General features: G+C 63.0%; 10 protein-coding genes. 5 read left to right on the top strand and 5 right to left on the bottom strand.

Annotated features, from left to right (window positions below; all coding sequences use genetic code 11):
- Positions 1–16: 16 nt before the first annotated feature.
- Positions 17–784 (bottom strand): DsbA family protein, encoded by a 768-nt coding sequence (locus V1471_RS06610; RefSeq protein ID WP_434287558.1) that lies wholly within the window; start codon positions 782–784, stop codon positions 17–19.
- 212 nt (positions 785–996) lie between these two features.
- On the opposite strand from V1471_RS06610, the gene V1471_RS06605 reads away from it, so the two are divergent.
- Entirely contained in the window at positions 997–2142 is a 1146-nt protein-coding gene (locus tag V1471_RS06605; RefSeq protein WP_434287557.1) for a pyridoxal phosphate-dependent aminotransferase, read from the top strand.
- 101 nt (positions 2143–2243) lie between these two features.
- On the opposite strand, the gene V1471_RS06600 is transcribed toward V1471_RS06605, so the two are convergent.
- Positions 2244–2948 carry a hypothetical protein gene (locus V1471_RS06600; protein ID WP_434287556.1) on the bottom strand — a complete coding sequence of 235 codons (705 nt, stop codon included), beginning with the start codon at positions 2946–2948 and terminating at the stop codon, positions 2244–2246.
- Positions 2949–3033: 85 nt separating this feature from the next.
- Here V1471_RS06600 and V1471_RS06595 point away from each other — a divergent pair, with 85 nt between their 5' ends.
- The gene (locus V1471_RS06595; protein WP_434287555.1) at positions 3034–4335 is read left to right on the top strand and encodes an N-acetylmuramoyl-L-alanine amidase; all 1302 of its coding nucleotides are present in this window, start codon (positions 3034–3036) and stop codon (positions 4333–4335) included.
- A gap of 123 nt (positions 4336–4458) precedes the next feature.
- Here the strand turns inward: V1471_RS06595 and V1471_RS06590 are convergent, their stop codons facing one another.
- Together V1471_RS06590 and V1471_RS06585 are read right to left on the bottom strand one after the other, a co-directional pair.
- Positions 4459–5115: a ZinT family metal-binding protein gene (locus V1471_RS06590; RefSeq protein ID WP_434287554.1), complete on the bottom strand. Its 657-nt coding sequence runs from the start codon at positions 5113–5115 to the stop codon at positions 4459–4461.
- 153 nt (positions 5116–5268) lie between these two features.
- Positions 5269–5877 carry a class I SAM-dependent methyltransferase gene (locus V1471_RS06585; protein ID WP_434287553.1) on the bottom strand — a complete coding sequence of 203 codons (609 nt, stop codon included), beginning with the start codon at positions 5875–5877 and terminating at the stop codon, positions 5269–5271.
- Positions 5878–6087: 210 nt separating this feature from the next.
- On the opposite strand from V1471_RS06585, the gene V1471_RS06580 reads away from it, so the two are divergent.
- From V1471_RS06580 to prfB, 3 genes are all read left to right on the top strand, one after another.
- A complete protein-coding gene (locus V1471_RS06580; RefSeq protein WP_434287552.1) occupies positions 6088–8601 on the top strand; it encodes a penicillin-binding protein 1A in 2514 nt (837 codons plus the stop codon).
- A gap of 68 nt (positions 8602–8669) precedes the next feature.
- Positions 8670–9431: a hypothetical protein gene (locus tag V1471_RS06575; RefSeq protein WP_434287551.1), complete on the top strand. Its 762-nt coding sequence runs from the start codon at positions 8670–8672 to the stop codon at positions 9429–9431.
- Positions 9432–9523: 92 nt separating this feature from the next.
- Entirely contained in the window at positions 9524–10645 is a 1122-nt protein-coding gene (prfB, locus tag V1471_RS06570; protein WP_434287550.1) for a peptide chain release factor 2, read from the top strand.
- 18 nt (positions 10646–10663) lie between these two features.
- Here the strand turns inward: prfB and V1471_RS06565 are convergent, their stop codons facing one another.
- A complete protein-coding gene (locus V1471_RS06565; RefSeq protein WP_434287549.1) occupies positions 10664–12277 on the bottom strand; it encodes a Na/Pi cotransporter family protein in 1614 nt (537 codons plus the stop codon).
- Positions 12278–12413: the final 136 nt, after the last annotated feature.

Below are 12413 nucleotides of genomic sequence, written 5' to 3'. Positions count from 1 at the left end.
ATAAACCCGGCGTGCCTCAGCGGTTGGCGCGGACCTCTTTGACGATTTCGACCATGCCGTCATAGGGCACATAGCCGCGCAGCATCTGGTCGCCCATGATGAACGCCGGCGTGCCGGAGATTTGCAGCGCGGTGGCGAGTTGGTGGTTCTGGGCCAGAACCGCGGTGACCCCGTCGCTGTCCATCTCGGCGATCACCTTGTCGGCGTCGATGCCGAGATCCTTGGCGAGGCGGCGCAGCGCGCCCTCGGAAATGTCTCCGCGGGCCTGCATCAACTCGTCATGGAGCTTGAGATAGGCCTCATCGCCTTCCACGAGTTTGGTCGCGACGGCAAAGCGCGCGGCCAGAACGGACGCGTCGCCGAGGATCGGGAATTCCTTGACGATCAGCTTGATATTGCCGTCCTTCTCCAGAAGCGCCTGCACATCCGGGTAGGCTTTCTTGCAATAGCCGCACCGGTAATCGGAAAACTCGACGATCACGAGATCGCCGTCCGGGTTGCCATAGACCGCATCGTTGCTGTCGTCATAGATCGGCCCGGCATAGGCGGCAATCAGATCGGCATCGTTGGCGACCTGTTGATCGGCTTGGCGCTGTTGGTAGACGTCGACGGCCTCCATCAGCACTTCGGGGTTTTCAAGCAGATAGGCGCGGATCTCGGCCCGGAAGGCCTCGCGCTCCGCATCCGACATGTCGGCCATGTCAAAGGCGCTTGCCGCAAGGGCGGTGGAGGCGGTGAAAAGCGCCGCGCCGCCGAGGCGGGTCAAGGCTTTGGCAAAAGGCATATCGTCTGTCTCCGTTTGAGGATCTGTTCCGTCGCATCTACCACATCTTGCGACCGGTTCCACCCTACAGTTGCGTGACCCAAGGCCGCAGCGGAGGGAGATGCAACAGGCGCGGGTGCAGGGATGCAAACCGCCTGCGCATGATCCGCCACATTGCAATTCCCGCCGCTGGCTGGCATGGGTTGGCCGATATGAAATACAGGAGCCCCGTCATGAAAACCTCGCAACGATCCGTGGTCGATCCTTTCATCGTGATGGATGTGATGGAGGCGGCGCGGGCGGCCGAAGAGGCCGGGCGACACATCATCCATATGGAGGTCGGTCAGCCCTCGACCGGCGCGCCCTCGAAAGCGCGGGCGGCGGTGACCCAAGCGATGGAGGCGGACCCTCTGGGTTACACGGTGGCTTTGGGCCTGCCGGAGCTGCGCAAGGGGATCGCGGCGCTGTATCAGGACTGGTACGGGGTCAGCGTTGACTGGAACCGTGTGGTGATCACACCGGGTTCCTCGGGGGCGTTCATTCTGGCCTTCACGGCGCTCTTTGACGCGGGGGCGAAAGTGGGCATGGGCGAGCCGGGCTATCCGTCCTACCGGCAGATTCTCACCGGTCTCGACATCACGCCGGTCGGCATTCCGACGAAGCTGGAAAACCGTCTGCAACCGGTGCCTTCCGAGATCCCCGAAGGGCTCGACGGGCTGATCGTGGCCAGCCCCGGCAACCCGTCGGGCACGATGTTGGGCCATGAGGAAATGGGAGCCTTGATCGAGGCCTGCCATGACAAGGGCATCGCTTTCATCTCCGACGAGATTTACCACGGCATCCAATACGAGGGCCGGGCGGTCACGGCGCTTGAGCTGTCGGACGATGTCTATGTCATCAACTCGTTTTCGAAATTCTTCTCGATGACCGGCTGGCGTATCGGCTGGATGGTGGTGCCCGAGGATCATGTGCGGGTGATCGAACGCATTGCGCAGAACTTCTTCCTCTGCCCGCCGCATGCCTCGCAGGTTGCGGCTTTGGGCGCGTTGGAGGCGCGGCAGGAATGCCAGAAGATGGTCGATGTTTATGCCGAGAACCGGAGGCTGATGCTCGAAGAGCTGCCGAAGATCGGTTTCGACAAGATCGCGCCGCCGGACGGGGCCTTCTACATCTACGCCGATGTCTCCGACTATACCGAGGACAGCAAGGCCTTCTGCGACGAGATTTTGGCCGAGGCGGGCGTGGCCGTCACGCCGGGGATCGATTTCGATCCGGTGCGCGGCGCGCGGATGCTGCGGTTCTCCTATGCGCGCTCGACCGAGGATATTCGCGAAGGTCTCAAACGGCTTGCCGGGTTCATGGCCGGGCGCGGTGTTTGAAACCCGTTCATCCATTGAGCCGTCCTGCACCGGGTCGACCGATTGCGAGCCATATGAAAGCCTCTGGTGAACAACCTCCAGGGCCGGGTGTCGACGGAGCTTCACTCCATGTCGTCGCTGCCGTAGAGGCCTTCGTAGAGCCATTCGGCGAGTCTTCTCGTATCAACACCGTCCCAGCTGGGGTCGATATGGGGCTCGCCGACCTCAGCGCCCCCCAGTTCGGCGAGCCGCGCCCGGAGCGGGTCGAGCGTGGTGGCCTCGACGCCTTCGCGTTCGGCGACGGCGAGCAGGTCGGCCGCCTTGTCCAGATCGCGCGTCAGGATGTCGCCTTCGATCAGCGCACGGGCGTATTCCGAGGCGGCCTCGCCATAGCCACCCTGAATCGCCTGATCGTACAGGGCTTCCGCCTCGTCGGGGTTCTGTTCGATGCCGTAATAGCCATGCAGGTAGCTGCTTGCGAGATTGCTCTGGGCAATGGGATAGGCCTGAAGCGCGGCCATCACCATCAGGCTGTTGGTGAGCAGATCGCCGTCCGGATTGTATTGCACGCAGCTTTCGGACAGCACCATCCAGCGCAGCGCGATCATTGCGGGGGCGTTCGCCTCCTGAATCGCGGCGCTGATAAGCCTGTCGAAATCGCTGTCGTCAGCGTTGCCGACACAGGCGGCATCGGCGATCTCGTTGTAGAAATCGCGGTCGTCCTGCCAGTAGGACGGCAGCGGATCGGCCAGCGCGGGCAGGGCGAGCAGAGTTGCGAGGGCTGCTGGCAAGACGCGGTGCATCATGGGGCGTGAGGGGTTCGTCATGGCGGGGCTCCCTATGAATCCGTGTTCAGCCTGCGGTGCAAAGATCACGGGGTCAACCGTTCCGTCCATATCTGAGGCGGTTCACATGTCCGTGGCTGGTTTTCGGGCACAGACATGGTATCTCTTGCGCAAAATAAGTCATGAGGGCGTGATGCGGGCATTGGTTTTGAAATTCAGTCTGGCTTTGGTACTGATCGGCGGTGTTTTGACAGCACGCGCGGAGGCGCAGCAAACCGGGCTTACGGCGCTCGCGCGCGCCGACAGCAGCGCCTCGGCGCTCGTGGATCAGGGCGACAGTCTTGAGATGATGCTGCGGCTGAGCCAGCCGGTGCCGTTTCGCATCTTTACCCTCGATGACCCACGCCGCATGGTGGTGGATTTTTCCGAAGTGGACTGGACGGGGTTCGATACCGAAGCGTTCGACACGGCCGAAGGGGTGAGCGGGCTGCGGGTCGGAGGGTTCACGCCGGGCTGGTCGCGCATGGTGCTCGATCTGGCGAAACCCTATGCGCTTGTCCATGCGGAGATGAGCCGCGACGACAAGGGCGCGGTTCTGACGCTCAATCTCGATCCGACGGCCTCGGACGAGTTCGCTTTGGGGGCGGGCACGCCGCCCGATGCGCAATTGGTGCGCCCGTCTGTGGAGGACGCACCGAAAGCCGAGCCCGCGCGCATATTGGGCGACGGGGCCTTGCGTGTGGTGCTCGATCCCGGCCATGGCGGCATCGATCCGGGGGCGGAGCGGGACGGCGTGCGGGAGAAAGACCTGACGCTGATGTTTGCGCGCGAATTGCAGGATGTGCTGAACCGGGCGGGGGGCTTCGCGGTGACCATGACCCGCACAGAGGATGTTTTCGTGCCACTCGAGACCCGGCTGACGCTGGCACGGGAGGCGGGGGCGGATGTGTTCCTGTCGCTTCATGCCGATGCGATCGCCGAGGGGCGCGCCGAGGGGGCGACGATCTACACGCTGGCGGAGCGTGCCTCGGATGCGGCCTCGCAGAAGCTCGCCGAACGCCACGATCGGGCGGATTTGCTGGCGGGTGTGGACCTCACCGGTCAGGACGACGTGATCGCCACCGTTCTGATGGACATGGTGCGGACCGAGACCATGCCGCGCACCGACCGGTTGGCGGATACGCTGGTGCAGTATCTCGACGAGAGCGTCGGCATGCACAAACGCCCGCGCCTCGAGGCCGGGTTTTCGGTGTTGAAAGCGCCGGACATGCCGTCGGTGTTGATCGAGCTTGGGTTCCTGTCTTCGGCCAAGGACCGGGCGAAGCTCAAGGATCAGGCCTGGCGGACGAAAGCGGCCTGGGCCATTCGCGATGCTCTATACGCGTGGGAAGAGCAGGAGCTGTCGCTGCGGGACAAATTGAGGAAGTAAACCTTCGGGGGAACGTGTCCGGGAGATCGAAATGTCCCGGAGGCACAGGGAACCTCCGGGACGGGACAGGGCGATCGTACGGTGGAAATCAGAACCGCTCCCTGTCCGGCTGTGTGACGGCGCTCAATGCGCCATCATGTCTTTTGCGACCTGCGCGGCGCTCAGATCGGCCGGGTAATAGGTCGGCCAGTTGGTCAGTTCTTCGAGCACGGCGGTGCGGTCGTTGCCCCAGTAGAGGTGATAGTGATCGGCCTTTGACGGGAAAATCCGGTGGTCGCTGAACTGGATATACTGCGGCGCCTCCGCATCGCCCGCGACCTTCTCGAAGACGAAACGCACGCCGCGGTTGCCCTTGGAGTAGGTCAGGATTTCGTAGCCGTCGCTTTCATATTGCGCGCGGGTGGCGGTAGTGCCGCGATGGAAGGTCACGGTGTCGCCCTCGATCTCGATCTTGTCCACATCGGTGGCATAGCCGGTGGTGTAATAGGCGGTGTAGTCTGCGGCGCTTTTGTCGCCATGCTCGGCCTTATGCGCCATCACGGCGTCGAGTTGGCCATCGATCAGAAGCGGATAAACGGATTGCCAGTCGCCGGCCCAGTCGGACAGCGGGCGGTCCTCGATCTGTGCGTCTTCGAAATAACCGTTGTAAATCTGTTCGTCCTGGCCGTGGTCATGGCTGCCGTGATCATGGGCCCGGGCCTGTGGGGCAAGCGTCAGGGTGACGGACAGGGCGGTTGCGAAGGCCATGGCAATGGGAGAGGCGAGAGGGGACTTGTGCATAGGGTCTTTCCTTGGTTTTGGCGCAAACCATGCGCGAATTGATATGTAATAACATTACGGTTACTGCGTAGAGAAAACGCGCAACAGTGGCAAGAGGAAAGCGGTGCAGGTTTTTATGTCCGACAGAGGAGGGAGGGCAGATCGCCGGGCTCTTCAGCCGGTTTTCCGCGCCAGCCAGACGGAATGCCCGGTGCAGCCCGGATCTTCGGGCATAAAGGCGATGGCCTCAAGCCCATGATCCGCCAACAGGCGGCTGTATTCCTCGGGCGAGAGAGATGCGTGATAGACGGTCTCGTGTTCGACGCTGCCAATCGCCTCGCCCGCCTCCGGGCCGGTGGTGAACAACAGCGTGCCGCGCGGGTTCAAATGTTGGGCGAAGGTCGCAAACATCGCCCGCTGATCTTCGGCGGAGAGATGAAAGAAACTGTCCCAGGCGATCACCGCATCGAAGGTCTCGCCCAGATCGAGGCCGCGCATGTCGGCATGCAGGACGCGGGCGCGCGGCAGGTTCTGCCGGAACAGCGCCACCATCGCGGCTGCCCCGTCGACGCCTGTCACCTCACAGCGCCGCTCCGACAGGTACTGCGCAATCGGCCGCCCCGAGCCGCATCCGAGATCGAGCACATGGCGTTTGCCTCCGGTCTGGGGCGTGTAGCCCATCATCCGGTCGAGCCATGGCCGTTCGAACAGGGTCTTTGCGCGCGCCAGATCGAAAGCGCGGGCCTGACGTTCATAAGTGGGAAGGATGTCTTCGGGTCTCATGGTTTCGGACATAGGCCCGTGCACGCGGGGCGGCAAGGGCGTGAGACGCGGGGGCGATCACGGGCGGCGTCTTTCTGCTCACAATTGCGCGCGATCCGGCCGGGGATGTTTTGACCATCGCGCCGTCGCCGTATAAGGAGGGTCAGGTATGTGCCCGGGACAGCGAGTCAGCGGGGCGCATGGGTGTGGGAACGATCGCAGGAAACCTCAGTGCTCAGATTCATCCTTTCTTTCTTCGGGACGATTTTTTCGTGGATCACCACGGGGTTGTTCCTGTTGGCCATCGTCATCGGTGGCATCTTCTGGATGTACGGGCGCGACCTGCCGAACCACGAGGCGCTGGCGCAGTACCAGCCGCCGACGATCTCGCGCATTTATTCGGGCGAGGGCAAGATCATCGACGAATTCGCCAAGGAACGCCGTCTGTACACCCCGCCGGAGGAAATCCCCGATCTGGTGAAGAACGCTTTCATCTCGGCGGAGGACAAGAATTTCTACAAACACCATGGCTATGACCTGCGCGGCATGGCCTCGGCGGCGCTGACCGCGGCACGTGGCGGCCCGCTTCGGGGCGCGTCGACCATCACCCAGCAGGTGATGAAGAACTTCCTTCTGGACGGCTCGCGCTCCGCCGAGCGCAAGATCAAGGAGCTGATCCTGGCCACCCGTCTCGAACAGACGCTGACCAAGGATCAGATCCTCGGGCTTTATCTCAACGAGATCGACCTCGGCGTGCGATCTTTCGGTGTGACGGCGGCGGCGCAGAGCTATTTCAACAAATCGCTGTCTGATCTGACCCCGGAAGAGGCGGCTTTCCTCGCGATCCACCCGAAAGCGCCTTATTCCTACAACCCGGCGAAGAACTACGACGGCGCGCTGGAGCGGCGCAACTATGTGCTGCGCGAGATGTATGAGAACGGCTATCTGAGCCAAAACGAGTACGAAACCGCGCGGGAGAAACCGATCAAGACGGTGCAGACCGGCGATTACCCGTCCTATCGCGAAAGCCTGCCGCCGCGCGATTATTTCACCGACGAGATCCGCCGCCAGCTCTCGAAAGACTTCGGCGAAGAGGAATTCTTCGAAGGCGGGCTGTCGATCCGCGCCACGATGGACCCGGAGATGCAGACGGTTGCGGCGCATTCCCTGCAACGCCGTCTCGAGGAGCTCGACCGCTCGCGCGGCCGCTGGCAGGGCACAGGCAAGACGATCGATCCCGCGACGCTCGATGACGGCTCATGGGAGGCCGCGCTCGGGGCGCTTCAGGTGGCGCGCGACATCACGCTCGATGGCAAATGGTATGTCGGTGCGGTCGATGAGATTGGCGACGGCACCATGACGGTGATGGTCGAGGATGGCATCGGCGAAGTCACGGTGCCGCGCGAGGACATCAAATGGATCAAGGGCAGCTTCCGGGACAATTTCACTCGCGGCGATGTCGTGCATATCCGGCGCATGACCACGGGCGACAATGGCGAGGGCGATCTGATCCGCTGGAGCCTGCGGCAGGTGCCGGAGGTCGAAGGGGCGTTTGTGGCGATGGACGTCGACACCGGGCGCGTCATCGCGATGCAGGGCGGGTTCTCCTATGAACATTCCGTGTTCAACCGCGCCACCCAGGCGACGCGCCAGCCGGGCTCCTCGTTCAAACCCTTCGTCTATGCAGCAGCGCTCGACAGCGGCTTTACCCCCGCGACGATCATCGTCGACGCGCCCATCGAGGTGAACACGCCGCAGGGCGTCTGGCGGCCCAAGAACGCCTCGAACAAGTTCTACGGTCCGACGCCGCTCAGAACCGGGATCGAGCAATCGCGGAACCTGATGACCATCCGTCTCGCGCAAGAGGTCGGTATGGATACGGTGGCGCGCTACGCCGAACGCTTCGGTGTCTATGACCACATGGGGCAATATCTCGCCTCCGCTCTGGGCGCCGAAGAAACCACCGTGTTCAAGATGGTCTCGGCCTATGCGATGTTCGCCAATGGCGGCGAGCGGGTCGAGCCGACGCTCGTGGACCGGGTGCAGGACCGCTATGGCCGGACGATCTACCGCCACGATGCGCGGATTTGCGAGGATTGCGATACGGCAACCCTCGATCCGGGCGTCGCGCCTCTGATCAAGTCGAACCGCGAACGCATGATCAATGCGATCACCGCCTATCAGCTTACCTCGATGATGCAGGGCGTGGTGCAGCGCGGTACGGCCGCCGGCAAGGTCAACCTGCCGGTGCCGGTGGCGGGCAAGACCGGGACGACGAACGACGGCAAGGACGCGTGGTTCATCGGTTTCACTTCGAACATCGTGGCAGGGTGTTACATCGGCTACGACACGCCGCGCAGCATGGCAGGGGCCTCCGGTGGCGGCTATTGCGGTCCGGTGTTCAACAGTTTCATGCAAGATGCGGTGAAAAAATACGGCGGAGGCAAGTTCAAGGTGCCGCCGGGCGGCCATTTCATCAAGATCGACCGTTACACCGGCGCGCGCCTGAACGACGATGCCTCCGGGCCGAATGTGGTGGCGGAGTATTTCCGCGATGGCGAAGAGCCGATCTTCGGGCTGACGTATGATGGCGGTTTCGCCATGGGGGCCGACCTGCCACTGTTCTCGGCGGGGGAGAGCGAAGGCGAGGACGGCACGCGCGAGGTCCAGACCTCGACCGGGCGGACAATCACCGTGCCGGAGAAGGCGACGATCAACTCGCTGTCGTCGGGCGGGCTGTATTAGAGCGGGTTAGGCCGGGCTGCGATTCTGTGCTATCCTCGGGGCATTGATTGAATGCCTTGAGGCTTGCCATGGAAAACAACGTCTTTTTCCAATACCTGAAACTTTTCAGCGAATATGTGCCGCTCTGGGTGCTCTTGCTCGGCGGGGTTGTGATCTGGCTGATCCGCCATCCTGAAAAACTCGAAGCTCTGACGCGCAACGTCGAAAGCGCCAAGATCGGCGAGTTCGAGATCAAGCTTCGGGAGGTCAAGGAAAAGCTCGAAACCACCCAGGCGCAGATCGAGGAACTGGAAGCGGAAAACACGCGGCTGACCAGCCTGTACAACGATTTCGATGCGACTGCCGGGGCGGATGTGCTGCACGCGGTTCGCCAGCAGGTTCATCACCGGGCACGTGAGCTGGGCGATCTGTCGCCGGTGCGTGAGGGCTTGCGCCCCGGTGCCGAACCGGAAGAGATTTTCGTCGCCGCCGAGATGCTGCGCGAGCGGCGCGACATCGACAGTTTCGAGGCGCTGATCGACTGCATCGCGCGGATCGCGGCGGACCCGATGCTGGAGGGGCTGCGGTTCAAGACGGTCTGGAGCCTAGCCTCGGCAGTGCACAAGACCGTGCTGTCGGATGTCAGTCACAACACGCCGCCGCGTCTGACGGTGGACCAGCTCAAGCGCGCCCGTCATGCGATGGAAAGCCTGATGCAGAACGCCCATGTCCAGGAGGACCGCCCGGATGCGCCGCAGGCGGGGATCCGGGGACCGGCGCAATTCGCGCTGAACTGGATCGAGAAGGGGTTGAAAAAGCACGAGCGTGCGGGAGGAGCCGTTTTTGAGTAATCTGTGATCGCGCCGGGCTTTGTCCGGGTCTTGTGTCTCGACCGTTTGCCGCGTATCTCTCTGCAAACTTTCGAAGACCGACAGGTGAACCCGTGCGCGCTGAAATCCAGAATACCGTGGCCAAGATCCAGAAATCCGTGGCGCTGCTCAAACAGCGGATGGATTGGGAAACCGCGCCGCACCGGCTCGAAGAATTCAACGCCATGATCGAGAACCCGACGCTTTGGGACGACCCGGCGCGGGCGCAGAAGCTCATGCGCGACCGTCAGATGTTGATGGATGCGGTGAAGACCGCGACCTCGATCGAGACGGAGATGACCGACAACATCGAGCTCATCGAACTGGGTGAGATGGAAGAGGACGAGGAAGTCGTCGCGGATGCCGAGAATGCTTTGAAAGCCTTGGCCGAAACCGCCGCCGAGAAGGAGCTTGAGGCGCTCTTGGATGGCGAGGCCGACGGCAATGACACCTTCCTTGAGATCAACGCCGGTGCGGGCGGCACGGAGGCCTGTGACTGGGCCTCGATGCTTCAGCGCATGTATGTGCGTTGGGCGGAGAAGAAAGGCTACACGGTCGAGCTTCAGTTCGAGGAAGCGGGGGCTGAGGCCGGGATCAAATCCTGTGGCTATAAAATCTCCGGGCCCAATGCCTATGGCTGGCTCAAGTCCGAGAGCGGCGTGCACCGTCTGGTGCGCATTTCGCCCTTCGGCAAGGGGACGCGCGAGACCTCGTTTGCCTCGGTCTGGGTCTATCCGGTGGTCGACGACAATATCGAGATCGAGGTGAACCCCGCCGACATCCGCATCGACACCTACCGGTCGTCGGGGGCGGGCGGTCAGCACGTCAACACGACGGACTCGGCGGTGCGGATCACCCACCATCCGACCGGCATCGTGGTGACCTCTTCCGAGAAGTCGCAGCACCAGAACCGCGACATCGCCATGAAGGCGCTGAAATCCCGGCTCTACCAACTGGAGCTGGAGAAACGCTCGGCCGCGATCAACGAGGCGCATGAAAACAAAGGCTCGGCGGGCTGGGGCAACCAGATCCGGTCTTATGTGCTTCAGCCCTACCAGATGGTGAAAGACCTGCGCACCAATTACGAGACCTCGGACACCCAGGGCGTGCTCGACGGCGATCTCGATAAATTCATGGCGGCAACGCTCGCGATGGATGTGGCCGGGAAATCCCGCGCCGACGCGCAGGGCGACTAAGCCCCAAACGATCAGGCGTCAGTCGGTGAGAACGTCCACCGCCGCCTCCCGTTGCGGCGAGGCGGGCGCGCGGCCTTGTTGCAGTTTCAGCATGTGGAAGGTGATCCGCCAGAGGTGATAGCTCACCCGGAGGAGCCAGCGCATCGCGTCGAGCCGGAGCCCCATCTCCTCGGCGGAGAGGCCCCGCCCGGGCGTTTGCTCCATGGTGTGGAGGCGGAAAATTTCCCGCTGATCCTGCATCAGATGGCGCAGGCGTTTGAACCGGCTTTCCGAGGTGCTGAGGCCTTCATCGCTGCCGGTTTGCGCCACGCATAGCGCCAGCACCCGGGCCAGACGGCTGAGGCGGCGATCCCGCGCCAAGGCTGCGATGCGACTGTCCTGGGTGCAGCGGAACTGCAACCGGCTCAGGTGGTCGAGCACATGCAGGATCGTGGCGCGTTGCGCGATGCGGGCTGGATCATCGGTGGCGGCAATCCCTTCGACATAGGCGCGCAGCTCGGTGATCGCCTCGCGCAATTGGCGCAGATGGGCGGCCTCGTCGCGGCTCATCTCCGGATGCAGGATGCGGCGGGACAGACAGGTGAAATGCGCCCGCACCAGCGTGTCGAGGGTCGTGGCGGCGGCGTCATAGGCGAGGTTCGGATCGGCCAGCAATTCCTTGCCCAGAGCGCCGGTCAGAACCGTACCCCGGTCGCGCACGATCCATGTCACCAGCCGCGCGAAAGGTGTGGTGAAGGGCAGGATCAGGATCACACCCAGCACATTGAACCCGGTGTGAAAGGCCACGAGCGCGATCTGCGGATCGACGGGCACGGCGGGCCGGGCGATCAGCGTGCTGTACGGCGTGAGCAGGAAAAACGCCATGGTCGCGGTCAGCAGGTTGTAGATCACATGCGACAACCCGGTGCGCCGCGCCGCCGTGGAACCGCCCAAGGTGGCGAGCGCTGCGGTCACAGTGGTGCCGACATCCATGCCGATCACCAGCGCCAGAGCCTGTGGCAGGTTGATCGCACCTGCGCCCAGCACGGCAAGCGCCGTGGCGACACCCGCACTTGAGGATTGCGTGACGATGGTGATGGCCATGCCGATGCCGATCAGGGCGAGCCGTCCGAAGATCGTGTCGCGGGGAAAATCCTCTGGCGTGATCAGCCCTTCGAAGCCGCTGAGGCTCGATTTCATCACGTCGATACCGAGGAACAGAAGCGCGAACCCCGCGAGCGCCAGACCGGCGAATTTGAGCCTTGGCCCGCCGAACATCCGCGCCAACGCACCGAGGAACACCAAGGGCAGGGTGATCTGCCCCAGATCCATCTTGAAGCCCAGCACGGCGGTGATCCAGCCGGTGACGGTGGTGCCGATGTTGGCCCCGAAGATGATGCCGAGCGCCTGTGGAAAGGTCAGAAGCCCGGCGCTGACGAAGCCGACGGCGGTCACGGTGGTGGCGCTCGAGGACTGGATCAGCGCGGTCGTCACTGCGCCTGTGGCCGCACCGCTCAGGGGCGTGCGGGTGAAATGCGCCAGGGCATGGCGCAACGCCGGGCCGCCCAGCTCGCGAAGCCCCTCGGTGAGCCAGATCATGCCGAACAGGAAAAGTCCGACACCGCCAAGTGCGTTTACGATATCTGCAAACATGATGTTTTAAGAGGTTTTCACCGAGGTTTCATGACGGGTGTTTGATGAACGATAGCATAGGCCCGCGCCGGGCAGGGAACTTTGATCTGGGGCACGGGGCAGGGTTTTGCGCTTCACGACCCTGTGATCGGACGGT

Source organism: Celeribacter sp. SCSIO 80788 (genome assembly GCF_051054295.1).
Lineage (GTDB): Bacteria > Pseudomonadota > Alphaproteobacteria > Rhodobacterales > Rhodobacteraceae > Celeribacter.
The sequence above is the reverse complement of the archived record's forward strand: the minus strand, read 5'-3'. Positions and strand labels throughout refer to the sequence as shown.